Below are 25,221 nucleotides of genomic sequence, written 5' to 3' on the forward strand. Positions count from 1 at the left end.
GGCTCGTTAGAACCATCGATTAAGCATATTACAGAGGGTTATCACTGGGCCGCTGTCGGCTTAAGCTATGCGGAACCAGCTGATCTGCACCTCGCCTTTCATGATCAGGAAGACGTCGGCGCGTCCTGTTAACCCCTTCAGATCGGCCTCCACCGTCGTCCAGGCCTGGCGTCCTCCGGTCGGCAGAACCCTGCAGCTTCCGACTTTCGGACCATCCGGGCTGCCGGTTGTAATGACGATGTCGCCGCCCTTGATATGTCCGCTCACCCTGGCCTCGAACGTTACCGGAGAATCGCCGAGATCGGCGTCATGGAAGGCGATCCATCCCGAGTCGCCGGTTAAACGGATGCTTTCGCCGCCTTCGCGGCATTCATCCAGGAAGACACCCTGGTAGTCGTCATAATTCACTGCTCGAACAGGCTCTCGCAGCATGCGTCGCGGGATCGTCTCTCCTTCGACTTGAAGGACTGCGGTGACCGGCAGTCGGCCGGAGGATGGTCCAGCCATGAGCGTATAGGTCCCGCTTTCCACGCAGTAGTGCTCTCGGGTAACGTCCCAGAAGGCCAGATCCTCGGCCTTGAGCTCAAAGGTTACCGTTTCCGAAGTGTCCGGAGCCACATGGACGCGGCGGAAGCCCTTCAATGTTTTGAGCGGACGGATGACGCGGGAGGAGTCAGCCTTCACATACAGCTGAACCACCTCATCCCCGGCCCGCTGGCTCTCGTTCCTTACGGCAACGGTAACGGTTACGCTGCCTTCGGCCGTCATTTTCGGCTGGCTCAGCAATAGACCGCTGTACTTGAAGCGGGAGTAGCTGAGACCGTGACCGAACGGATACAGTACATCCCCGTCGAAATATTGATAGGTCCGTTTTCCTTTGATAATGTCGTAATCCATGATGTCCGGAAGCTGCTCGGTTGACTTGTACCACGTCATGTTTAACCGGCCGCCCGGATTGTAATCTCCGTACAATACGTCGGCCACCGCATGGCCCAGCTCCTGCCCGGCGTGAGACGTAAAGAGGATGGCCGGCACATGCTCCTGTTCCCAGTTCACCGCGAACGGATACCCGCCTACGATGACCACCACCGTACGGGGATTAGCCTCGAACACCGCCTGTATCAAGGCCTGCTGTGCAGGCGGAAGGGTGATGTCGGGACGGTCGATCGTTTCCTTGCCGTTAATGAACGGGCTGTTTCCCACGAAGACGACGGCGGTTTCAGCCGATGCTGCCGCTGCAACGGCTTCAGCGATGCCGTCCTGAACCGTTTCGATGGTAAACGGCGTTCCACTTTCCTCGATGCCGCCAACAACAAGCCGGCCATGCTCATCGAGCAGGATCGGTTTGCCTTCCCAGTTTTTCATCTTAAAGCTTCCGTCCGGCATCGCCTCGAAGCCGAAAGCCTCCTTCACGAACCAGCCGCGAGCCTCATCGGCTGCAGCTTGCAGTCCCGTTTCCGTTTCCGTCACGAATTTGCCGCTGCTGACCAGGCGGAGCGTGACGGAGCCCCAGCCCCAGTCGTTTCGCTCGAACACGGCGGCATCGGCGGATTCTGACGTGCCTGCAAGCAGGATGCCCTGCTCCTCGGAAGACAGGGCGACATACGTGCCGCTGACGGCAGAACGAAGGCGCACCTGATCCAATCCCGTATGGAATTGAACGCTGCGGTCTCCCGCTTTGGCCTGCACGCCCTGAAGCGGCGTAATCCGGTAGGGAGGCGTGCCGCTGTACCAATCCGTGAACGCTTCGTTGGCGAGCGGTCCGATCACGGCCGCGGATTTGAACGGATCACGCGGAAGGGGAAGCAAACCGTCGTTCTTCAGCAGCACGATCGACTCACGTGCGGCTCGAAGAGATAATTCGGCATGCTCCGGCGCGCAGAGCTTCGACTCCGGTACGCGGCTGTATGGATTCCGCTCTTCCGGGTCGAATTCGCCAAGGCGGAATCGGACGCGGAAGGTATTGCGGAGGGCATGGTCCAGATGCTGCTCTTCAAGCAATCCTTGCTCCAAAGCATCGCGGAGAGCGCGGAAGGAGATGTCCTGATCGTCGGTGATGCTGTCGATCCCGGCTTTGACGGAATCCGCAACGGCCTCCGCGTAGGAAGCGACATAATGATGGTCCATGACGGTACCCAGCACGTCACCCGCGTCCCCTACGACGAATCCGTCCATGCCCCATTCCTGCTTGACGATATCGTTCACTTCATGGTTCAGGTTGCACGGCGTGCCGTTGATGCCGTTATACGCGGTCATCATGGAACCGGCTTTCCCTTCCCGGAACGGAGCCTCGAAAGCCTTCAGATAATATTCGCGTTTGTTTCTCGGATCGATGCTTACCGAGGCGCTGCCGCGGTCGGCTTCATTGTTATTGCCGTAGAAGTGCTTCAGGGTAGCAACCGTTTTGTAGTAGAAGGGATGGTCTCCCTGCATGCCCTTCACCAGCCCGGTGGATAGTTCCCCGGTCAGGTGCGGGTCTTCCCCGTAGGCTTCTTCCGTCCGTCCCCACCGGGGATCGCGTTCCAGATCCACGGTCGGCGCCCAGATGGTCAGTCCGTTGATGGCCCGGTCGCGCTGGTAATAGACCCGGGCTTCCTCTGCGATGACCGAGCCGATTTCACGCATCAGCTCGGGATTCCACGTGCACGCAAGTCCGGTGTTTTGCGGGAAGACCGTCGCTTCGCCAAGCCATGCCACGCCGTGGGCGCCTTCGGTGCCATGCTTATATTTTTGCACGCCGAGACGGGGGATTTCCGTCTGGTATTGGCACATTAATTCGATTTTTTCGTCCAAGGTCAATCGGGACACCAGATCGTGAACCCGCTCTTCCAGCGGCAGATCCGGATCCTGGAACGGATATTTCATGAGCAAAACCTCATTTCTAAGCAGAGTTGGAATGGAAACGCTCTCAGATATACATGCGAAAAGTGTGCGTTTCCCTTTAAACCGTTAAATCAACTCCATCATAGCGCGCAAGGCGGAGCCATGATACACCGAGAATTAGCGCAGTTTTCATGTGGAAATTTCGATTCCCTGCGTGTAAAAGAAAATACATGGGATGCTCTATTAGAAGAATAGACCTCTGTTTGGATACGGGTAAAAGATTGCTGTTGACTCCGTGTTCCATTCAGAGGTTTTTTGTGGATGTCCGTTACATTCGGCAAATCTCTTTGGGGCAGTCCTCACAGTGGCAAATATTCCGCAAATAGGCGGGGTCATTCAGAACGATGCGCCCCCGCTCGGTAGAAATCACGCCAAGATCCTTAAGCTCGTTCAAGATACGGTTGACGCTTTCGCGAGTAGAGCCGATCATCTCCGCCATCTCCAGATTCGTGATCCGCTTGCCGATGATGGCCCTGTGATCCTTGGCGGTCCCGCCGGTGCCGTACATATTGTACAGCCGCAGCAGCAGAGAGCATAGGGCGCCGGATTTGCCATGCAGCAGCAGATCGCGCAGTTTGCTCTGCGTGGTACGCTGCATGAGCGCCATCCAGCCCATATATTCCACGGCAAAGTCACCGTTGATGCGGATGATTTTATCCAGCTCGGTCTGGGGCACGACGCCGACCTCGCTATCCTCCATGGCCCTGGCTTCGAAATGATGCACGGCTCGTCCGAACGGATCGGGCTCACCGAACAGATCGCCCGGGATGTGGAGCGACAAGGTTGCCGACAATCCGCCTTCCAGCAGCTTGGATACCTTCAGGCTTCCCCGGTTTACGAAGTACAGCCGGTCGGCAGGATCGTTCTCCTGATACAGACAATCGCCGGCAAACAAACCGATTGGCTCGGCCATTTCCCGGATTAAAGCGAGATGCGGCGGCGAAAAGACGAAGGAAGTGGCCGCAGGAAACAGCCCTCCATTCTTCGCATCGGACCTTGCAGCTCGATTCTGTTTCATACGATCTTCTCCTTTTCGTAACTTATTCGGCAAGCTGATAATGGTCATTCGTCAGTTTGAATGTATCGGTCAGACCTGAGGTGAGATAGATTTGATGGTCGGTGGTGACGAAAATGGCATCGGCGTCATCCCGGCTCTCGACGAACTGCCGACCTTCCGTAAGCCCAAGCGAAAAGACGGAAGTCGACATGGCATCGGCGTCCATGGACGTGTCGGTCACGATCGTCACGCTGAGCAGGTCATTATCGACCGGATAACCGGTGAAGGGGCTCAGAATATGGTGATACACTGTTCCTTCTGCTTCGAAGAAACGCTCATACACGCCGGAGGTCACGATGGTCTTGTTGACGGCTTGAAGGGTACCCAGGGATTGCCCGCGATCCTTCTCAGGGTCCTGGATGCCGATATTCCACGGTGAGCCGTCCGGCTTTGAACCCATGGCCAGGATGTTGCCCCCGAGGTCAATGATGGCGGAGCGGAAATCCTGCTGCTGCAAATAGTCCGCGATGACATCTGCGGCATATCCTTTGGCGATGGCGCCTAGATCCAGCGACATTCCCTCCTTCTTCAGCCGGATGGCGTTCGATGCCGGATTCAAAATCACATCCTTGTAGTTCATTCGCTGCATGGCGGCGGCGAGTTCATCTTCTTTCGGCACTGCGGGGTGTTCGCCCCCGATGCCCCAGAGATCCACAAGCGGGCCTACGGTCGGTTCGAAATGTCCGCCGGAAGCCGCTGCGTAATCGATGGCGGTCTGGACCACATTGAAGGTCTCTTCCGAAACGCTGACCTCGGATTTGCCTGCCGCTTGATTGACCTGATCGATCTCGCTGCCGGCCAGCTGCCGGTTCATACGCTGGTCGATCCGTTCCAGCAGAGCCCTAACCTCGTCGAAATGCCGGGGTGTCATCCGTTCATCGTAAACGCGGAGACTTACAATGGTATCGAATATAAAGTAACGTTCGGCTGCCGGTTCGTTGCTGGCGGCTGTCTTCTGATCCGCTTTGGTTGTGCAGCCGATCGCTCCCGTCATCAACAGGGTGAGCATGATCAACAGGCTGCTGCAGGAAAGAAACTTCCTATACATGATAGTGCCTCCTCTTCGAATTCTGATGCTGTTTTTGCATCGAGTTCCGATGATCTCAGCGTATCAGACCGTTACCCCGCTGAATGTGAGAAAAATCATTTCTGGCACTTGGTGCAGCCCTGATAATGAAGATAAGCAAAGCGAAGTGGAGAGATGCTGATGAAACGCGGAGATATTGGAATAGCGCTTGTGCTGATAGCGGCTGTCGCCTGGTTTGGAATATCCAAGTTTATGGGGGAAGACGGAACGGCAAAGGGAACCTATGCCATGATCGAGGTGAACGGAAAGCATTATGATACGGTGGCGCTGACGGAAGAGCCCCGAGACATAGAAATCCGGACGGAGCGGGGATACAACCTTTTGAGGATCTCGCGCGAAGGGATCGAGATGGTGGAGTCGGATTGTCCGGATCAGCTCTGCATCGGGTTCGGCCACGTTCACGACATCCATGGCACCATCGTATGTTTGCCTAATCGCGTGTTCGTTGAAGTGACCGGAGAACAAATTAAAGGAAGTGAGCCGGATGCCGTTGTCTCCTGATCCTTATGCGCTCCGCAAGCTGGTCGTGATCGCCATCTGCGCATCATTATCGGTGGTGCTGGGCATTGTGGAAGCCCTGATTCCGTTCGCGGTCACGATACCCGGCGCCAAGCTGGGGCTCGGCAATATTATGGTTCTGACCTGTCTGGTCTGCCTTGGGGGCAGGGATGCCTTGTGGCTCATTGTCTTAAAAACATTGTTGACCGCCTTTATACTCGGCAGCTTCTCGACCTTCCTGTTCAGCATGTTCGGCGCTCTGGCGAGTTATCTGGTGATGTATGTCATGCTGAGGCTCGGGGGGAGCAATTTCAGCTTAACCGGGGTGAGCATCGCGGGCGGCATCGCTCATAATATCGGACAATTGACGGCAGCCTCGCTGGTATTGGGGACGGCAAAAATCTATTATTACCTGCCCTTTCTGCTCGGGGCGGGCGTGGTGACCGGGATCTTCGTCGGATGGGCCGCAAAATATCTGATCGAATCCCTGCGGCGTATTGATCCGTTCGGCATGTTTCACACAGAAAGCTAAGGGGGAGGCGTTAGGCATGGCGGGCATAACCGATAAGTCAGAGCATGCAGTAAAGCTCAAGCATGTATATTACGGACAAGGCTGCACGAACGTGCTCAAAGATGTCTCGCTGGCGATCCCCCATGGACAGTGGGTATGCATCGCCGGAAGAAACGGGGCAGGCAAGTCCACGCTCATTCGGCTGTTGAACGGCCTGCTCCTCATGAGCCGGGGACGCATTCTGATCGATGGGCTGGAGCTGAACGGCCGCACGCTGGGCGACATTCGCCGTCATATCGGCATGGTGTTTGCGAACCCGGACGATCAGTTTGTCGGCCTCACCGTAGAGGATGATATCGCGTTTGGCCTGGAAAATCTGTGCCTGAGCCGGGAAGAGATGCTGCAGCGGATTCGAACCTATGCGGAGCGGCTGGATATCGTCCATCTGCTCCAACGGCATCCGGCCACTCTGTCCGGCGGACAGAAGCAGCGGGCGGCCATCGCTGCCGTGCTGGCGATGGAGCCTTCCATCATTGTCATGGACGAGGCGGCCTCCATGCTGGATGAGAAGGCCAAGAATGAGCTGCTGGGCCTGATGCGGGCCATGCACGCCGAAGGCAGGTACACGCTCATCTCCATCACCCATGATGTGGAGGAGATGGCCGAAGCCGACCGGATGATCGTGCTGGACGGCGGCATGGTGACCGCGGACGGCAGTCCAAAGGAGCTGCTTCTGCAGGACGACTTGCTGCGGCGGTGCAGGCTGAAGGCGCCTTTTGCCCTCCAGCTGTGCAGGGAGCTGAAAGCGAGAGGAATCGATATCGGCGAGCTGGTCAGGGAGAAGGAGGTGCTGGAGGCATTATGGTCATATCATTCGAAGAGGTTTCTTACCGCTACCGGGACCGGGGGATGAGTCCGGTTCTTGGGCTTGACGGCCTGAATCTGGAGCTGGAGGAAGGCCGAATGATTGCCGTCCTTGGTGCGCCGGGCTCGGGGAAATCAACGCTTCTCCAGCATATGAACGGTTTGATTCGGGCGGATGACGGCCTGATTCGCATTTTGGATTTCCGCCTTGAATCGGGTGACGGCAAGAAAATTCCCGCCGGGCTGCGGCAGCGGGTCGGCCTGGTGTTTCAATATCCGGAGCAGCAGCTGTTTGAAGAAACGGTGGAGAAGGATCTATTATTCGGACCCCTTAATTTCGGACGGAGTCCAGCTGAAGCCGCAGAGGCGGTCCGCAGAGCGGCATCCTTCGTCGGATTGGATGAGGAGCTGCTGGGGCAGAGTCCCTTCAAGCTAAGCTCGGGCCAAATGCGGAAAGCGGCGGTTGCGGCCGTATTGGCGGCCGATCCCGACATTTTGGCTTTGGATGAGCCTACGGCCTCCCTCGATCCTGCCAGCCGGGAGGATCTGATGCAGCGGCTGCATGGATTAACGAGGACGCAAGGCAAAACCGTCCTCGTCGTCACTCACCGATTGGAGGAAATCGTGGCCTTTGCCGACGAGCTCGTGGTAATTAAGGACGGCAAGGTCCTGTTTCAAGGAACGGCCGGGGAGCTCGTACACCGGCAGGAGGTGCTGGAGCAGGGAGGCCTGATGGCTCCTTCCTCCGTGCGGATGGCGGGTATGCTGGCCGCACAGCTTGGACTCGAACCTGCGGAAATGCTTCCGGATGCGGCAGCATTGGCGGAATGGTATGCGGAACTGCGGGGATCATAGGACAGGGCTGGCAGGGCTAGGCAAGGGAGATAGGGGAGGGAGCCGACATGAAACGAAAAATCATCCTGGGCCGATATATGGAAGGCGATTCATGGGTTCACCGTCTGGATCCCCGCGCCAAGACGGCGGCTATGCCGCTCTTTATGGTGGCCGTGTTCCTGGTGGACGGATATATGGGGGTACTCGCGCTGCTGCTGTTCACTGCGGTGGTGATCCGGACCACGCGTATTCCGTACCGTTATTACATCAGAGCCATGAAACCGCTGATGTTCCTGCTGTTGTTCATCCTGGTATTTCACATCCTTTATGATGCGGGAGGCGGGAAACTGCTGGATGTGGGCGCGTTCAAGGTATATGCCGGCGGATTGGAAAAAGGGATCGTGTCCGCTTCGCGGATGGGACTCTTCATCATGCTGGCGGCGGTGCTGACCTTCACGACCCAGCCGGAGCAGCTGGCCCAGGGGCTCGGCAGCCTCCTGCGGCCGCTGACCTGCATCGGCGTGCCGACGGATCGGCTGGTGCTGATGCTCGGCATTGCCCTCCGGTTCATACCGACTATCTTCGAGGAAGCCGAGCGGCTGTGGAAGGCCCAGCAGTCCCGGGGACTGGACCTGTCATCCCGCCCGCTGAGGGAGAAGGCACGGCTGATCATTGCCCTGCTGGTCCCGGTAACGACAGGCGCGTTCCGGCGCGCGATCGGGTTGGCCGATTCCATGGAGGCCCGGGGCTATCGCCTGGGTGCGCGGCGAAGCAGGTTCAGGGCGTTTGTATGGAAGCGGGCGGACACGTTATTCGTGGCGGTATTTCTTCTGCCCGTGGCCGCAGCCGCGCTGCTGTAACGGCGGTCTGAAGAGCATGAAAACCGCAGTCCTTAAGGACTGCGGTTTGTGGTTTTATTGTTACTCGAATTTGATAGGAAAGGTCCCGCAAACGCTGGTGGGCGAGTTGTTGCAGCCTTTTGGCTCTGATTCGTTTTCAATGTCTTTTAATAGCTTTGAGAATTCACCTAGATAAGGCTGCAGGACATGCTTCTTGTTATTGATTTTCCCTTGAACGATCCCGGCAAACCGTCCGTTCTCCGGTACTTCTCTTGCAGAGACGAGTCTCCCGTTCTTGTAATTCTCTACTCTATAGTGCTCTTCGTCCTCGAAGCGTTGATTCATTCCAGTATAAAGCTCCATCACCCCATAGTCACCCGTTCGATATACGCCTTCGCTGATGGAACTCCCGTAGTCCTCCATCTCGCTTGCATATGCGAACCCTTTGTAGTCAGGCTTGGACTTATCACTTTTATAATAATTAAGCAGTTGAATGCGGCCGCGGGCCAATTTGGATTGCATCAATTCATTTGCCTGCTCCCGATCCGATGCGGAAAACTCCAATAGAGTGGTCTCATTCCGGTATTCAAACCCAAGGATGTCCATGGATTGCATCACGGTATAACCTGACAGCAAGTCATGATCCTTGAAAATGCCCTTCGAGATTACATGAAATTCAAAATCAGGGTTGCTTTCGCTCCGCATTCCCGTTCCGTTAGGACGATCGTTTCGCCATTCCCCCTCGTAGACGATTTTCATATCCTCGGGAAGCTTGTCCGATATGTATTTGCCTGTACCGGATCTTTGCCCATTGTACCACTCGCCGCTGTATACTTTGGAAGATCCCCATCGCATCGTACCTTTTCCATGAGGTTTGTTGTTCTTCGCTTCACCATAGTAGGTGGCCCCGTTTGGGAGGGTTAAACTAACTTTTTGGCTGGAGGCTTCCGTCTCTTCAAGGGTAAACATAAGAAACAGCAATGCCAGTGTAAAAAAGCTTAGGTGTTTTCTGATCACGTTGTAATACGTCTCCTCTAATCTGCCGATTTTTAATTTTGGCGTATCCCATCTATGGATGATTTACCCAGTCAAATCATAGATGAGATTCATGCCTGTCGTAAAGTTATAATATGGGAATTATAGTTTTACAACGCATCTCATAGAAAATATAGATAAAAACACCGATCCTTTACGGAACGGTGTTTTTGTCATACCTATTCATTCATCGGCATCGGTGTATCCGTCGGCTTGATCCCCTGGTAGGCCCGGTCCACGGATTGCCGGATTTCCTTCAGACTCAGCCCCTGCTGCCTGCCCCCCAAGTACATATTCGTGACGTCCAGGCAGGTTTGGCAGAATTTCGCGTGCGTGGTTGGCGTGAGCCTGCCGTCTTCCTCTTGAGCATAGTAGCAATTGAGGTTGCTGCTATGGCCGGCATCGCCGCATCCGCAGAAGCAGGGCATGAAGGCCAAGTGGCCGGCATGGAGGATGGCTGCATTGTATTCCTTCACGCTGGACATATGCGGAAGAGGCGTATCGGGATGCAGCAGGTATTCGGTTTTGCCGTCGGAACGGCCAGCAAGGGCTTCCGCATAGAGGATGTCGCTGCGATACGCGCCGCTTACAACTTGAACGCCGTTCACGCCTTCAAAGGTCTGCAGCGTAAGCGCGATGGCTTCTTCCGCCCGTTCTCCCTCCTTAGAGCCGGTAAAAGCACGAAACGATGGGGACAGCTCCACCACGGTTACCCCGTGTTCGGTTCGGATTTCGGCGAAGCTTACGCCGGCCGGGATGGCGCTTTCCAGCTCGGGCGGCAGCAGATCCGAAAGCTGGGTCAGCATCGTCATGGCACTGACCTTCGGATAGCGGACGGAGGTATCCGTCTGCACGTACTGGGATACCGGCGTGAATAGACCGGAATGCGGGTCATAGGCATGGAGGGTTACGCTGGGCATCGTGCCGGGGATGGCCGAGAGAGTCGCTCCCTCGGGCGGGCGTGCACCGTTCGCAGCGATATCTTCCAGCTCCCGCAGGATCCTGCCGCTTGATATATCTTCGGTCAGTCTTCCGAGTTCTTCCTCCTGAGCGTTCAGGAACAGGATCGTTGGGTGCTCCGTAATACCGTACCGGTTAACGGCTTCCGTATCCTCCGAAATGCTGAAATACTGGTAACGGTAGTCCGGGGAGGTTGCTTCCATCTGCTCCATGACGCCCAGCGCCTTGGAACAGCCGCCGCAGCCCTTGAGCGCAAAAATGGCGATGGAGCTCACTTGCGTGTCAACGGTCTCCTGTTCCGCAAGAGGAGATGTCCTGAATAGCATGAAGCCCCCGGCAGCAAGCAGGAGCAGGAAGGCCGTCAGCGCAATTCGCCACCGCCAGATTCGTGTGCGATGCATGTCGATTAAACATCCTTTCATATCGAACAGGGATGCATCCATGATGGACGTATCCCTGTTCGTTTGGAGTATATGGCTTCATGTCTGTCTTTTAGGGCAGGAAATAATGGAGCAATGCCTGCAAATCACGCTGAGCCGGGTGATCCGCGAAGTCGACGATCATGCGCTGGGCATGTTCCGCATAGGAACGGGCAAGCTCTTCGCTCTGCCCGATCGCGCCGCTTGCGGCTATGCGGTGGATGACGTCATCCATGTCTGCCGCGGCGGAATGAGGGCCGAGCTGCCTGATTCTAGGGGCAAGGGCAGGATCGTCTAGGGCGTAAAGCACCGGCAGCGTAATGTTGCCGTTTCGCAGGTCTGCGCCAGCCGGCTTGCCGATGGCCTCTTTGGGCTGCGTGAAATCGAGCAGGTCATCCCGGATTTGAAAGGCCATGCCGAGCGACTCCCCGAATTGAAAGAGCCGTTCAGCGGTTCCGGCATCCGCATGGGCTGCTTCCGCGCCCGCTTTCAGGCAGTGGGCCATCAACAGGGCCGTTTTGCAGCGCGTTTTCTCCAAATACTGCTCCATCGTCAGTCCGAAGTCGAAGCGGTGTTGAAGCTGATCGTATTCTCCCATGCAGAGCTCGGTGACCAGCGCCGCAAGCTCGGCTAAACGGTAGGCCTCGTCTTCGGAGATGTCTTCGCTGTTCCCGTCTGGGTCGCCGCCTGGATGACCGGCGGCCCATTCGATGGCACGGGCAATCATGTAGTTGCCGATGTGCACCGCCGTCTGGACATCGGTCGTCTCGTGCAGGGTCGGCATGCCGCGCCGCATATCGGATTGATCGATAATGTCATCGTGCACCAGCGAGGCCATGTGCAGATATTCAAGCAGTACGGCGGTTTTCATGACGGCGGGCTCATGGCCGCTTTCCCCGAAACGGCTGCCGAGCACGACCATAAGCGGGCGCAGCCGCTTGCCGCCGGCGTTAATGAGATCCATGGCGCTGCTCAGCACCACGGAGGAAGGGGGGAGGTCGCGGTCTGAGCTGACGACCTCCCGGAGCAGGCGATCGAAGGAAGCGAGATCCACTCCGATTTGGTTATGAAGGTTCATCTGTATCCGCGCCCCTTTCCATGGATGGCTCCTTACGCGCTCCGCTGCTCCAGATAGCTGCGGATTTCGCGCTTAAGCTCGTTGAATATCCTTTCGGGTGAAACGTTCTTGAGCAGGCTGAGCTGCATGCGCTTATGAAAGGGGAGAAGGCGGGACAGCAGCTTCCATTCCCTTCGCTTGACGGCAATCCGGTACATGAGTCCGGTCAAATAATCGCCGTCCAGCAGCAAACGCGTCAGTCTCTCGTTATCCTTCGCTTGCAGCTTGTCATGCTTGTTTAGCGCAGTATGAATCAGGATGCAGCAAGCCAGCACCGTCATTTTGCGTGAATAGGCGAGTTCATAAGCGTTGAGCATATCGGCGATGTCCCTCACCGGTCTGTTATCCATCTCCATCCAATCGATATCCGTTCCGGAATCGATATGCGACCGAAGCAGGTCGATCGTATCCTGTAATAGCTTCATATCCATCGTTATTGACTCCTTCCGGAAGGCTCGTGTTGATCAGAGTGTGAATGCCGGCAGAACGGTTAGGGCTTGAGCTTGATTCGGCAAAGCGCCATACGATCAGCCCGTTCTATTGAATAGAGAAGAATTAGTCCGTATACACGTACCAGCGCCTTACGATCGGTATTCGTCTCCATACCTTTTTCAGCCAAGGGTACACATAGTAGTCAAGTCCGAACGTGCTGCCCGATCCGCCGATCAAGGCGATTCCTGCTGCCAGATACCACAGCATCTCGTTAGGTGCCATACCCGATACCCAAACCATGGCGCCCATGGCGACGCTGGCTACGGCTGCAGGTGCCGTGAACAATCCGACGATCAGCAGGATGCCGACGATCAGCTCAGCCAATACCATCGAGGTCTGAAACACATAGGCAAGCGAAGTATAGCCGCCGTCTCCGGTATAGAACATCAGGTCCATCGACCAGTCGACGATGGATTTCAAGAAATCCGGCACCGGAAGGGCGGAGACCGCTTCTGCGGTATAAGCGGAGGCAGCGGACACCGCGTCTGCCGCTCCGGCTCCGGCTGCATCGGCGCCTGCAGCGGAAGCTGCGCTTACGCCGTCGGCTGCTTTGGCAGGAATGAGGAACATTTTGTTCGGATCGTCAATGATCTTGTGAATCTTATCCCACCCTTGGGACAGCCACATCCATCCGGCAAAAATCCGCAGCGGAACGAGCCAGAAATTCGGCGAGCGTTTGGCAAAATGCCCGCCCACGAAGCTGCGGTTGTTCCGGACATGGAAGAACTCATGCAGCATATAATGGTATACCTTGTTGAAGCCGCAAACCTGGAACAGATAGAGCATGTTGATCAGATGTTTGACCAGCATGGCCGGGAAGCCGCTGAGCCTGAACATATGGCCCGGCACGCCCACGTTGGCTACCCCGTAGCGGCTGCCGATACAGACCATCGTGCCGTGGAACGTCGGCTTGTAGGATTTCATCGGTTTGTTCGATAATTCAGCCACGATGTTATGCGCAATGACCGGGGCCGCGAGTTCGGCGTTTTCCACCATTTGAGGTACGGGTGCAGCCGCGCCCTCAGGAATGTAGAAAATATTGTCCCCGACGACATAGACGTTCGGATGAGCAGGAATTTGAAGCTTGTCGTTGGTCAAAATCCGCTTGCGGCCTTTTTGCTCGACATCCATGCTGCCGACCACATCGGAACCTTCCACCCCCGCGGTCCAGATAACGGTGCGGGATTTGATATCGCTGCCGCCGACGGTAACGCCGTCCGGCTTAACCTCCGTAATCTTGGAGCCCGTGATGATGTTGACGTTCATTTTACGCAGCCGCTTCTCGGCTTTGCGTATTAACGGCTCTGGCAGGATCGGAAGGATCTTGTCGACCATGTCGGCAACGTGAAGCGTAACCTCGCTTGGATCCACGTAGAATTCCTTGCATAATTGCTGGGTGAATTCGGCCAGCTCGCCGATCATTTCCACACCGGTGAATCCGCCGCCGACAACGACGAAGGTCAGCATTTCCTTGCGGACCTGCGGGTTGCGCTCAAGAACCGCTTTGCGGAACATATTCAGGGTATGTTCTTTCAGGCGGACCGCATCATCGTAAGACCACAGGGTAAAGGCGTGTTGATCCGCACCCGGTATGCCGAAGAAGGTTGGCTTGCTGCCTGTACCGATGACTAAATAGTCGTAGTTGTAGGTCTGTTTCTCTCCCTGGAGCGTTTGGCCGTCAAAGTCGATGCCGCCGATTTCATCCAGCACCACGTCCACGTTCCGGAATCCGGAAAATACTTTTTTTAGGTCGATTTTGATGGAATCCTCCTCGACCCGGTTGGCGGCCACTTCATGAAGCTCGGTCAGCAGCGTATGATACGGCTTGCGGTCGATGAGTGTTATCCGCAAATCCTTCTGTTTGCGCAGTCGTTTAGCCAGCTTCTTGGCGGTAAGTATACCGCCGTATCCGCCGCCCAGCACGATAATCTGTTTCATGCGAATCTCCCCTCAAGGAATAGTTGTCTTCTTTCTATCGTACTTGTGGCTTATTTGGCGCCTTCGAGCGCTTTCGCTGCCAGTTCTACGAATCCGTTGACGTGGATGGATACACCGGAGATGGCATCGGTTTTGCCGTCTTCACCCGTTACGATGGCCTGCGGGTCTTGCTTTTCGATCAAATACTGCTCGGCTTGATAAGCCTGCTCGTGCCATTCGGACTGAGCCCCGCCGTTCTTCATGCCGTATTCGCCTGATTTGGAGCGGGTGACTTTGTCGGTGCCTCCGTCTTTATGAACGCCGTTCCAGCTGACTGCGGCGATTTTACCGTTAATTACGGTAACGTCGACGGTTTCCTTCCAGCCGGATTTGGCATCGAAGTCAGCCGCTTCCGCGTGGTAGCTGCCGTCTTTGTATGGTCCTGCTTCAACAGGTCCCGCGGCCAGCGCTTTGGCTGCCAGTTCCGTAAATCCGTTGACATGGATCGATACCCCGGATACGGCATCCGTGCGGCCTTCGTCGTTCAAGGCGAGCCCTTCAACGGACTGCTGAGCCACCAGGTATTCCTCCATCTTGGCTGCCTGCTCATGCCATTCCGCTTGAGCGCCGCCTTTTTCCTTCATGCCGTAGAAGCCTTTTTCGGAAAATGTCTTTTTGTCCAAGCCGCCGTCCTTATGCAGACCGTTCCAGTTGGCGCTGACGATTTTACCGCCTTCGACTTTAATCGCGACGAGTTCCTTCCAGCCGGAATCCTCGGCAAAATCGCCTTCGGCGTAATATAAGCCGTCCTGCAGGGCCGTTCCTTCTTGTGCCGGTTGCTCCCCGTTTCCGGCATTATCCGTGTTTTGGCTCTCTGCCGGTTTGTCCGTGGTGACAGGCTCTTTGTCTCCGTTGCCTCCGCAGCCTACGAGAAGCGCAAACATCAACATGACGGAGAGGGATAGAGAGAGTGTCCTTTTCATTCTGGTTTCCTCCTATAATTTTGTGAATTACTTCACAAATATTGTTCTTGAGTTCATTGTATTCTGAAAAAGAATAGTTATCGGTGAAAAAAATCACAAACTGACGCGGTGCTTCATGTTCAGGCGATCATGCTGAATTTCAGGAAGTTGAGCATCCGTCAAATAATGCCTCGAATGTCATCCAGGGATTGAATGCCCTCGTTCTCCATCAGTTGAATCAGTTCTTCAGCCAGGGTATCTCCCGCACGGAGGTTGATGAAGTTGTACGTACCGATCTGTACGGCTGCAGCGCCTGCCATGATGAATTCGAGGACATCCTCGGCACTGCAGATGCCGCCGATTCCCACCACCGGGATGGACACCGACCGGGCCACCTGATGGACCATCCGCAGGGCGATCGGTTTAATCGCCGGCCCGGATAATCCGGCGTAGGCTCTGTCAAAAACGCTGCGGCGTTCCCGAATATCAATCGCCATCGCCTGAATCGTATTGATTAGCGAGAGGCCGTCGGCCCCCTCGGCTTCACACATCCGTGCCATTTCCTTCAAATCCTTCGCCCCGGGAGAGAGCTTGACGAGCAGAGGCAGCGTGGTGGCGTTGCGGACTGCGCGAACCACCGCTCGAGCCTGCTCATTCTCGATGCCGAAGGCAAGCCCGCCTTCCTTGATGTTGGGACAGGAGATGTTAAGCTCGATCATGTCGACGGCCCGTTTGCCGGCTGAGCGCAGCTTGCGGCTGGCTTCGGTAAGCAGCTCGGCGCCCTCCGCATATTCCCGTACAGTGCCGCCGCCGAGATTGACGATGACCGCCGTCCCGTGCGAAGCCATGTCGGATAATTCGTGCTCCAGAAAAGCCCGGATTCCCGGATTCTCCAGGCCGATGCTGTTCATGATGCCCGATGGCGTTTCATAGATCCGCGTACCCGTATTGCCTAGCCGCGGGGTCAGGGTCAATCCCTTGGAGACAATGCCACCGAGCTTGCGAAGCGGATACAGATCCGCATACGGTTTGCCGAAACCGAACGTGCCCGAGGCCGCCAATATCGGATTCGACAGCGGCACGCCCGCCAGTTCACAATCGATGGAGATCATTCCAGTTCACCTCCTTCGCCAGAAATACGGGCCCGTCGGTGCACGCCTTGCGGTTCGAACCCGCGGCAGTTAACGTGCAGCTGTTGCATGCCCCGATGCCGCAGCCCATTCGCTTCTCGATGGAGACATGGAGCTTCGCGTCGGTACCTTCGGCTTTTTGCGCCAAGCTGTGCATCATCCCAACCGGGCCGCAGGCAAATATCGTGTCATAGCGGCTCGGGTCCACGGCATCGACGATGGTGCCGCCGGACTTCACCGTGACATCCCGGCTGATTTCGTGGAATCCGTTGATTCCGAAAGGAACGCCGGCGTATCCCAGATACACGCTGGCTTCGGGAATTTCCTTAGCTGCAAGCAGCAGCGGAGCTACTCCTATACCGCCTCCCACCAGTGCCGTCCGTCCTTGGGGTTCAGGAAACCCTTGCCCGAAAGGCCCTTCCAGCTGTATTTTGTCACCCGCTTGAAGCGCCGACAGCAGCCACGTACCGGTTCCCTGCACGCGATATAAGAAGGAAACGGAATCCTCCGTCAGGTTATGAACGCTGATCGGCCGTGACAGCACGGGATAGGCATCCCAGCAGCGAAGCATGAAGAACTGTCCCATTCGTGCCGAATAGCTGCCTTGAACGGTAAGTCGATAGATGCGATGGGCCAGTCTGACATTTTGAATAACAAGGGCCACGTTCTCATTCTCCTCCCTTGGCGTACTTTTTCCGCCCGCTATGTTCCTTGCTACAGTATCACAGACAGATAAGGCCACCTGTGACATTTCTCATATTCGGGCGTTGCCGAGGCTTGATACCTTTTGTATACATAACGCTAGGCGAGAAAAGGGGGGGATCCTACATGAAAACACTAGTGATCGTTGCACATCCGGGTCTGCATGAGGGATCACGGATCAATCGCGAGCTAACCGAAACGGTGAGGCATCATCCTGAGGTGAGGGTGCATGATCTGTATCAGCGGTATCCGGATGGCATCATCGACATCTCGGCCGAACAGCAATTGCTGCTTCAGCATGACCGCATCGTGTTTCAATTCCCTTTCTGGTGGTACAGCTCGCCGCCCCTTCTGAAGCATTGGTTCGACGAGGTGCTGACCTTCGGATGGGCTTATGGCCCGGGCGGCGACAAGCTCCAGGGGAAAGAGTGGGGCGTGGCCGTGACGACCGGCGGAGCTGCGGAAGCCTACGGCAGCGCAGGATATAACCGATACACGGTGGAAGAGCTGACCCGGCCCTATGAAGTGACGGCGAGCCTGGTAGGGGCGATCTACTTGCCGGTATTTACCGTGCATAATGCCATGCAGCTGACGGATGAAGAGTTGCAGCGTCATGCGGAGGATTTTGCGTTGCACGTGACAGGCGCGGTGAGGGCCGGATAAGGGTTGCTAATGAAAACGAAAGTTCCTGTCTTCTACAGTGATGGTTCGATTAACGGTGATGATGGGCAAAACGGCAGGATGTATGCTCCAAACTACAATTGGTGAATATGGACGGCCGGATGCTCATTAAAAGTGAAGAAATGAATGGCTGATACATGAGCCTGGCGGCAGAAGCTGCCGGGCTTTTCGGTGTTCTGGCAAATTGGCGAACCGCCCGATCATTCGAAAACATGCGTTGCATTGTGGAGACGCTTATTCTATACTCATATACATAGTTATACGATACATAGATTATCTAGGTATTGGAGTGATAGGGGAATGGGCATTAACAAAGAGCTGCTGAAAGGCAGCACCGTCATTTTATTGCTTACCGTGTTGAACAAGCGGGAAATGTACGGGTACGAGCTGATCAAGGAGATTGAGCAAAGCTCAGATGGCGTGTTCCTGATGAAGGAAGGCACGTTATACCCGATTCTGCACACGCTGGAGGCGGAAGGTTGGCTGGATTCCTCCTGGAGCCAGCATGATGGACGCAAACGGAAATATTACCGGATTACCGAGCGCGGCAGGGAGCAGCTCCATGAGAAGACCAAGGAGTGGGTTAAATTCCGGACGGCGGTGGATACGGTCATCGGGGAGGGAAGCTAGCGTGCGATCGGTTGAAGAATACAAGGTTGTCCAAGACTTCCTGACCCAGGTGTGCAAGCAGGTACGCGCAAGAGCCATGCATCCGGAAATCCGCGAAGAACTGCTCGGCCATATCGAGGAGCGGACGGAGCTTCTGATGCTGGAGGGCAATGCGGAGGAGCCTGCGGTGCAGGAAGCGGTGAAACAGATGGGCGATCCAGGGGATATCGGCAAAAGCCTGCATATGGCTCATCGGCCTCAGTTGGATTGGAAGCTGCTCGTCCTGCTGGCCTTGCTCTCGATGATTGGGTTGTTCGGGGCGGTGAGCGTGGATTATTCGGGTACGGAAAAGATCACAGATATGTTTGCGAGAAAAGTTGTGTTCTTCGGTATAGGCTTGATCCTTCTCATCGGCTTCTATTTCCTGGACTACAGAAAGCTTAAGAAATACTCCGGTTTTTTGTTTTTTATCACGCTTTGCCTGATGGCGATGACGGAATCTTTCGGGACGAATATAAATGGAGCCAACCTCTATCTTCACGTTGGGCCTATTGTGATTCCCATGCTTGGAACGGTTTCCGTCTTCCTTCTCCTCCTTTCCTTGGCAGGCATGAAGCCTGCGAGTCAGTGGGGGTTATGGGAAAGTGTATTCCACATCCTGTATCGGGGTGTGCTGCCAATCGCACTATACAGCTTGAGTGGTTCGATGGTGTATATGTTCATTTACTTGCTAGGATTCCTGATACTGACCTGGACGACGAAAAGGAATATTAAACAATTTGCGGTATTAACGCTGCTGCCGTTTATTGGATTAGCCTATATCTTGTTTATAAATAGGGTATACCTCATGTGGAGATTGGAGGGGCTCGCAGACCGCGAGGGGGATGGCGGTTATTTCATGCGGGTCATCGCGGATGCCGTTTCTTCCGCCGGTTGGTTCGGTCAAGGATTTGCCGCGCCGAATCCGGGGATCCCGTACGTTTATAGCGACTCCATATACCCCTATCTGATATATTGCTTCGGCTGGATGTTTGGCATCGTGGTTGGCATGGTCGTTCTTTTGTTCCTCGCCAGAATGTGGAGCATAGCCCATGTACTTCACGATACCTACGGGAAAAATATCGTGACCGGTGTCATCGTGGTCATGGGACTGCGCCTGCTCATGCCGATCCTGATGGGTCTGGGAGTGGTACCCATTGTGAGCCTGGACTTTCCTTTTATCTCGTATGGCGGCGTCAACAACATGCTGGATTTTGCCATAGTCGGCCTGCTCCTCTCCATTTACAGACGCAAAAACATGGTCCCAAGCGAGGCGGGAGAAGCGGCTCCTATGAAGGTGGCTTAGTGGAGGTCTCTGAAGATCATCCTTCGATTTCGGTTAACAGGCTAAAATTGTGTAAAAGAAAAAGCGAGATCTTGGGATCTCGCTTTTTCTCGTTTATAGAGAAGCGTCGTCATTCGTTCGGTGGCGTATAAGCTACACCTTCTCCAACGCACCGGCCGCGATCTCTTCAATATAGTGGCAGGCCGCCTGATGGCCTCTGTGCTCTTCGACTTCCCGAAGCATCGGCGCCTCGGATCGGCAGCGATCCGTGGCATACATGCAGCGGGTATGAAACCGGCAGCCAGAAGGCGGGTTGATCGGGGACGGAACATCTCCCTTGAGAATGATGCGTTCCTTCTTGCGCTCGGGATCCATTGTGGGGATGGCCGAGAGCAGAGCGCGGGTGTAGGGATGCTGCGGGCGCCGGAAGAGGGAGTGTTTTTCCGCGATTTCCACGATCGTCCCCAGATACATCACGATAATTCGGTCCGAAATATGCCGGACGACCCCGAGATCATGAGAGATGAACAGATAGGTCAGCTTGAATTCGGTTTGCAGCGATTTCATCAGATTGAGTACCTGTGCCTGGATGGACACGTCGAGCGCGGAGACCGCTTCATCACTGATGATCAGCTTGGGATTCACGGACAAAGCTCGGGCGATCCCGATTCGCTGCCGTTGTCCGCCGCTGAATTCATGCGGGTACCGATTGGCTTGATAGGCGGCCAGGCCGACCGTTTCCAAAAGCTCGATGGCACGGGACCGACGGTCCTTCTTTGGCACGACATTTTGGATGTCCATCGCTTCTTCGAGTACTTGGAGGGCTGTTTTTCTGGGATTAAGCGAGGCGTAGGGGTCCTGAAAAATCATCTGCAGGTCTTTACGCCTTCGGGTCATCTGCGCTTTGTTCAGGGTGAGCAGATCGGTTCCTTCGAACAGCACCTCGCCGGAGGTCGGTTCGTCCAGTCTCAGAATAGCCCGGCCCGTGGTTGATTTACCGCAGCCGGATTCACCCACGATACTGACGGTTTCCCCCTCGTGCACAGAGAATGAAATGTCATCCACGGCTTTGACGACGTTGACGGTACGGCCCAGGATGCCGCCTTTGATCGGAAAATACTGCTTGAGGTTTTTGACGGTTAACAACTCTTTGCTCATGACAGAACGTTCACCTCGCTTTCCGGTTCCCACTGATCGGTGTATTTCCAGCACCTGACTTGCTGGTTATCATCCAGCACCTGAAGCTCCGGCAGTTTGTCGTAACACAGCTTGGCTGCATGGGGGCAGCGGGGGGCGAAGCGGCAGCCTTCCTGCGGATCATAGGGGCTCGGAACCGAGCCCTTAATCGGCTCCAGCGTTTCCTTATCGATATCATGCCGCGGCAGCGAGTTCATTAGGCCGATGGTGTAGGGGTGCTTCGGATGCTTGAACAGGGTCCGCACATCGGAATGTTCCACCACCTTTCCGCAGTACATGACCGCCACGTCATCGCAGGTTTCCGCGACGATGCCCAGGTCATGGGTGATAAAAATAATCGACATCTGCAGCTTCCGCTGCAGCTCCTTCATCAGCTCCAAAATTTGAGCCTGGATGGTCACATCCAGCGCCGTGGTCGGCTCGTCTGCAATGAGCAGATCCGGATTGCATGCCAGCGCCATGGCGATCATGACACGTTGGCGCATACCCCCGGACAGCTGAAAAGGGTACTGACGGACTCTTTTTTCCGGGGAAGGGATGCCGACCAGCCTCAACATCTCGACGGCTTTGTCCATGGCTTGTTTTTTGCTCAGATTTTCATGGATTTGATAAGCCTCCGCGATCTGGTCGCCGACGGTGAAGACCGGATTGAGCGAAGTCATCGGCTCCTGGAAGATCATCGAGATTTGATTGCCCCGGATTTTCCGCATCTGCCGGTCCGATTGTTGGAGCAGATTCTCGCCGTTATACAGGATTTCGCCTCCAACGATTCGCCCCGGATCAAAGATCAGCCGCAGGATGGACAGGGACAGTATGCTTTTTCCTGAACCTGATTCGCCCACGATCCCGAGCGTCCTCCCCTTGCGTACGGTTAGGCTGATATCATCCACGGCTTTCACTTCGCCCAGTTCGGTAAAAAAAGAGGTTCGCAGGTTCTTGATCGTCAGCAGGTTTGTTGCGTGCTCTTCCATCTTGTCGTAGCTCCCTTCGCTTTCAATTGGTCTGACTGTATTTGCGATTGTGAGGACTATTTGGATCTTCTGTTTTTAATTTTCCGCTTTTGTGTGCATGGACTGAAAATGAGTTCAGTTGGCCACTTTAGCTTAGTTGAGGACCGTGGTTCCGCTATTTCATTAAATTCCGCCTTTTAGCAGCAGGTTGAGGACACCAGGTTCGTTATTGCGTGATATTCCGGGATTAATCCGTGATTTCGGGTGCATTAACGGATCGTGTGTCCGCGTGGATTCGAAAATAGGTCGATTATCGGCAAATAGCGGATCGTGTGTCCGGACGGGCCTCTGCCTCTAAACGGCTAGATTACAGTAATTAGTGGTTTAAATGTCCGCGTGGATTCGAAAATAGGTGGATTATCGGCAAATAGCGGATCGTGTGTCCGGACGGGCCTCTAAACGGCTCGATTACAGTAAATAATCGATTATAAGGCTGCAATGGTCCGTAGCTTCAGTAAATCTCGGGCGTGCATGGACTGAAAACGGCTCAGTTGGCCGCTTGGCGTAGTTGAGGACTCTGGTTCCGCTATTTCGTGATTTTCCGCCTTTTAGCAGCAGGTTGCGGACACCAGGTTCGTTATTGCGTGATATTCCGGGATTAATCCGTGGTTTCGGGCACATTAACGGATCGTGAGTCCGGATAGCCTCAAAAATAGGTGGATTATCGGCAAATAGCGGATCGTGTGTCCGAATCGGCTCCCTAAGCGGCTCGATTACAGTAAATAATCGATTATTAAGCTGCAATGGCCCGTAGCTTCAATAAATCTCGGGTGTGTATGGACTGAAAACGGCTAAGTTGGCCGCATTAGCGTAGTTGAGGACTCTGGTTCCGCTATTTCGTGATTTTCCGCCTTTTAGCAGCAGGTTGAGGACACCAGATCCGCTATTGCGAGATATTTCGGCATTAATCCAGGTTTTCGGGTGCATTAACGGATCGTGTGTCCGCGTGGATTCGAAAATAGGTTGATTATCGGCAAATAGCGGATCGTATGTCCGAATAGGCCCCAAACGACTCGATTACAGTAATCAGTGGGTATAAGCCGCAATGAGCCCCCCAAAGCAGCTCGATTTTCGGCAGATAGTGAATCCCGCCGTGTCCGCCTACACTCTAACCGCGATAGACGAAAAATCGCCAATCAATCGAAATCAATACGCTTGTTGAAGTACCGGTAGGAGATGTCCACGAGCAGGTTCACGAGCACGAACATGATCGAGAGCACCAGCACGGTTGCCTGTACGACCGGGAAATCCCGCGCCCGGATCGAGTCGATGACGTACCGTCCCATGCCGTTCACGGCAAAAACGGACTCGGTCAGCACCGCCCCGCCCAGCAGGCCTCCAAATTCCAGGCCGATGACGGTAATGACGGGAATCATGGCATTTTTCAAGGCATGCCGGTAGATGATGACACGCTCCCGGACGCCCTTCGCCTGGGCGGTTCGGATGTAGTCCTGGCCGATGACCTCCAGCATGCTGGACCGGGTCATTCGGGCAATAATTGCGGCGCCGCCGGTCCCGAGCGTGATCACGGGCAGGATCGTTTGCGACCACGTGCCCCAGCCGGATGGACGGAACCAGCCTAGGTCCACGGCAAAATATTGGATCAGCATGAGCCCCAGCCAGAAATTTGGCATCGACAGCCCGAACAGGGCGATGAACATGACGCCTATATCGGCAGGGGAGCTTTTTTTGACGGCGGAGATGATGCCGGCCAGAATGCCGAGGAATACGGCCAGGATCGTAGAGTACACGGCAAGCTCAACGGTGATCCAGAACCGGCTTTTGAATATTTCATCGGCGATGGGGCGGCTGCTGCGGATCGAATCTCCCAAATCCCCCTGAAGCAAGCCGCTGACGTAGTTCCAATACTGAAGCGGGAGCGGATCGTTCAGTCCCAGGTTCTCGCGGATCTTCTCGACCTGCTCCTTGGGCGCCCCTTCCCCGATAATGACCTGCGCCGCATCTCCCGGAATGAGGTGCATCAGCAGGAAGACAACGATGGTCACGCCAATGACGACAGGTATCGTTTGAATCAGCCTTCGAATGGAATAGATGAGCATGGCCCGGCAGCTCCCTTCATTATTTTTTCATTTTCGGGTCAAGGACATCCCGCAAGCCGTCACCCAGCAGATTAAATGCGATGACAACGAACACGATCGACAAGCCGGGAAACAGGGCCACATGGGGGTGGTCCATGATATAGTTGCGCCCATCATTCAGCATGGCTCCCCACTCCGGCGTGGGCGGCTGCGCGCCAAGACCGAGGAAGGACAGGCCGCTGGCGGTCAGGATCGCTACCGCAATCCGCAGCGTCGCCTGCACGATGATAGGGGATGTGATATTCGGCAAAATATGTCCGAAGATGATTCGCCCGTCGCTCGCGCCCAGCGAACGCATGGCATCAATATATTCGAGCTTGCGGACGGCCAGCGTGGAGCCCCGAACGACTCTGGCAAAGGTAGGGATCGAAAAAATACTGACGGCAATGATCACGTTGAACAGGTTTTTTCCAAGGACGCTGACAACCGCCAATGCCAGCAGAATGCCGGGAAACGCCAGCATGACATCGGTCATTCTCATAATGAGCGCATCCCATTTACCTCCGTAATAGCCCGAGATGATTCCGAGCACGACACCAAAGGCTGCACCGATGATCACCGAGATAAAACCGACCGAGAGCGTGAGACGCATGCCATGAATAATCCGCGTGAAAATATCCCGACCGTTGTGGTCCGTACCAAACCAATGGTCGGCGGACGGCTTCAGCAGTTTCGTAGAATAATCCACTTTGGTCGGATCATACTGGGTGAGCAGGGGGCCGAAAATCGCGACAAGGATCATCAGCAGGAGAAAATAGCCCCCGAATAAGGCCGCTTTGTTCTTCTTCAGACGGTGGTAGAAAGATTTCCATTGTGCAAGGCGGGTTCCACTAGGGAGCGATTCTGGTGTTCTGGCATCAGCGGTCATGTTAGGCACGTGAAATCATCCTTTCTCCAAGTATGGATGTCAGAATTGGTGTCGTATAAACGTGAGGTAAATCTGGCTTCTTCTGGTATAAATATCAAATAGTAAAATATATGTTAACTGTGTATA

General features: G+C 55.1%; 23 protein-coding genes. 8 read left to right on the plus strand and 15 right to left on the minus strand.

Annotated features, from left to right (window positions below; all coding sequences use genetic code 11):
- Positions 1-60 precede the first annotated feature (60 nt).
- The 3 genes from M1D70_RS02045 to M1D70_RS02055 form a co-directional block, all read right to left on the minus strand.
- On the minus strand, positions 61-2,865 hold the full coding sequence (locus M1D70_RS02045) for a glycoside hydrolase family 3 C-terminal domain-containing protein (RefSeq protein ID WP_456288991.1): 2,805 nt from the start codon (positions 2,863-2,865) through the stop codon (positions 61-63).
- A 286-nt stretch (positions 2,866-3,151) separates the two neighbouring features.
- Positions 3,152-3,901 carry a Crp/Fnr family transcriptional regulator gene (locus M1D70_RS02050; protein WP_009593809.1) on the minus strand — a complete coding sequence of 250 codons (750 nt, stop codon included), beginning with the start codon at positions 3,899-3,901 and terminating at the stop codon, positions 3,152-3,154.
- 22 nt (positions 3,902-3,923) lie between these two features.
- Positions 3,924-4,988, minus strand: a complete 1,065-nt coding sequence (locus M1D70_RS02055; protein WP_456288992.1) for an FAD:protein FMN transferase — start codon at positions 4,986-4,988, stop codon at positions 3,924-3,926.
- A gap of 159 nt (positions 4,989-5,147) precedes the next feature.
- On the opposite strand from M1D70_RS02055, the gene M1D70_RS02060 reads away from it, so the two are divergent.
- The 5 genes from M1D70_RS02060 to M1D70_RS02080 are packed head-to-tail and all read left to right on the plus strand — an operon-like array spanning position 5,148 to position 8,594.
- Positions 5,148-5,528 carry a NusG domain II-containing protein gene (locus M1D70_RS02060; protein WP_009593819.1) on the plus strand — a complete coding sequence of 127 codons (381 nt, stop codon included), beginning with the start codon at positions 5,148-5,150 and terminating at the stop codon, positions 5,526-5,528.
- A complete protein-coding gene (locus M1D70_RS02065; protein WP_009593823.1) occupies positions 5,512-6,057 on the plus strand; it encodes a Gx transporter family protein in 546 nt (181 codons plus the stop codon). Before M1D70_RS02060 ends, M1D70_RS02065 begins: the two co-directional genes overlap by 17 nt.
- A gap of 16 nt (positions 6,058-6,073) precedes the next feature.
- Complete coding sequence (locus M1D70_RS02070) at positions 6,074-6,949, plus strand: energy-coupling factor transporter ATPase (RefSeq protein WP_456288993.1); 876 nt, start codon at positions 6,074-6,076, stop codon at positions 6,947-6,949.
- Positions 6,898-7,755: an ATP-binding cassette domain-containing protein gene (locus M1D70_RS02075; protein ID WP_456288994.1), complete on the plus strand. Its 858-nt coding sequence runs from the start codon at positions 6,898-6,900 to the stop codon at positions 7,753-7,755. Before M1D70_RS02070 ends, M1D70_RS02075 begins: the two co-directional genes overlap by 52 nt.
- A 47-nt stretch (positions 7,756-7,802) precedes the next feature.
- Positions 7,803-8,594 carry an energy-coupling factor transporter transmembrane component T family protein gene (locus tag M1D70_RS02080; protein WP_456288995.1) on the plus strand — a complete coding sequence of 264 codons (792 nt, stop codon included), beginning with the start codon at positions 7,803-7,805 and terminating at the stop codon, positions 8,592-8,594.
- 60 nt (positions 8,595-8,654) lie between these two features.
- On the opposite strand, the gene M1D70_RS02085 is transcribed toward M1D70_RS02080, so the two are convergent.
- The 8 genes from M1D70_RS02085 to M1D70_RS02120 all read right to left on the minus strand — a co-directional run bounded on the left by M1D70_RS02085 (position 8,655) and on the right by M1D70_RS02120 (position 17,269).
- Positions 8,655-9,590 (minus strand): hypothetical protein, encoded by a 936-nt coding sequence (locus M1D70_RS02085; protein WP_456288996.1) that lies wholly within the window; start codon positions 9,588-9,590, stop codon positions 8,655-8,657.
- A gap of 197 nt (positions 9,591-9,787) precedes the next feature.
- Positions 9,788-10,969, minus strand: a complete 1,182-nt coding sequence (locus M1D70_RS02090) for a PCYCGC motif-containing (lipo)protein (protein WP_456288997.1) — start codon at positions 10,967-10,969, stop codon at positions 9,788-9,790.
- 91 nt (positions 10,970-11,060) lie between these two features.
- A complete protein-coding gene (locus tag M1D70_RS02095) occupies positions 11,061-12,065 on the minus strand; it encodes a polyprenyl synthetase family protein (protein WP_456288998.1) in 1,005 nt (334 codons plus the stop codon).
- Positions 12,066-12,097: 32 nt separating this feature from the next.
- Positions 12,098-12,535, minus strand: coding sequence for a hypothetical protein (locus M1D70_RS02100; RefSeq protein ID WP_456288999.1), 438 nt, complete (start codon positions 12,533-12,535; stop codon positions 12,098-12,100).
- Positions 12,536-12,659: 124 nt separating this feature from the next.
- A complete protein-coding gene (locus M1D70_RS02105) occupies positions 12,660-14,534 on the minus strand; it encodes an FAD-dependent oxidoreductase (protein WP_009593815.1) in 1,875 nt (624 codons plus the stop codon).
- A 50-nt stretch (positions 14,535-14,584) separates the two neighbouring features.
- A complete protein-coding gene (locus tag M1D70_RS02110; RefSeq protein ID WP_009593827.1) occupies positions 14,585-15,496 on the minus strand; it encodes an FMN-binding protein in 912 nt (303 codons plus the stop codon).
- Between the two features lie 158 nt (positions 15,497-15,654).
- Positions 15,655-16,587: a dihydroorotate dehydrogenase gene (locus M1D70_RS02115; protein WP_456289000.1), complete on the minus strand. Its 933-nt coding sequence runs from the start codon at positions 16,585-16,587 to the stop codon at positions 15,655-15,657.
- Positions 16,568-17,269: a dihydroorotate dehydrogenase electron transfer subunit gene (locus M1D70_RS02120; RefSeq protein ID WP_456289001.1), complete on the minus strand. Its 702-nt coding sequence runs from the start codon at positions 17,267-17,269 to the stop codon at positions 16,568-16,570. The genes M1D70_RS02115 and M1D70_RS02120 overlap by 20 nt, the downstream gene beginning before the upstream one ends.
- A 164-nt stretch (positions 17,270-17,433) precedes the next feature.
- On the opposite strand from M1D70_RS02120, the gene M1D70_RS02125 reads away from it, so the two are divergent.
- From M1D70_RS02125 to M1D70_RS02135, 3 genes are all read left to right on the plus strand, one after another.
- Complete coding sequence (locus M1D70_RS02125; RefSeq protein WP_009595890.1) at positions 17,434-17,970, plus strand: NAD(P)H-dependent oxidoreductase; 537 nt, start codon at positions 17,434-17,436, stop codon at positions 17,968-17,970.
- 318 nt (positions 17,971-18,288) lie between these two features.
- Positions 18,289-18,618: a PadR family transcriptional regulator gene (locus tag M1D70_RS02130; protein WP_009595865.1), complete on the plus strand. Its 330-nt coding sequence runs from the start codon at positions 18,289-18,291 to the stop codon at positions 18,616-18,618.
- Between the two features lies 1 nt (position 18,619).
- The gene (locus M1D70_RS02135) at positions 18,620-19,942 is read left to right on the plus strand and encodes an FtsW/RodA/SpoVE family cell cycle protein (protein ID WP_456289002.1); all 1,323 of its coding nucleotides are present in this window, start codon (positions 18,620-18,622) and stop codon (positions 19,940-19,942) included.
- Between the two features lie 132 nt (positions 19,943-20,074).
- Here M1D70_RS02135 and M1D70_RS02140 read toward each other — a convergent pair whose 3' ends face one another.
- From M1D70_RS02140 to nikC, 4 genes are all read right to left on the minus strand, one after another.
- Positions 20,075-21,079, minus strand: coding sequence for an ABC transporter ATP-binding protein (locus M1D70_RS02140; protein ID WP_009595872.1), 1,005 nt, complete (start codon positions 21,077-21,079; stop codon positions 20,075-20,077).
- The gene (locus M1D70_RS02145) at positions 21,076-22,089 is read right to left on the minus strand and encodes an ABC transporter ATP-binding protein (RefSeq protein WP_456289003.1); all 1,014 of its coding nucleotides are present in this window, start codon (positions 22,087-22,089) and stop codon (positions 21,076-21,078) included. Before M1D70_RS02145 ends, M1D70_RS02140 begins: the two co-directional genes overlap by 4 nt.
- Positions 22,090-23,264: 1,175 nt before the next feature.
- Positions 23,265-24,188 carry an ABC transporter permease gene (locus M1D70_RS02150; RefSeq protein ID WP_009595864.1) on the minus strand — a complete coding sequence of 308 codons (924 nt, stop codon included), beginning with the start codon at positions 24,186-24,188 and terminating at the stop codon, positions 23,265-23,267.
- A gap of 19 nt (positions 24,189-24,207) precedes the next feature.
- A complete protein-coding gene (gene nikC / locus M1D70_RS02155) occupies positions 24,208-25,104 on the minus strand; it encodes a nickel transporter permease (protein WP_009595904.1) in 897 nt (298 codons plus the stop codon).
- Between the last annotated feature and the right edge of the window lie 117 nt (positions 25,105-25,221).

This window comes from Paenibacillus sp. AK002 (assembly GCF_053903045.1).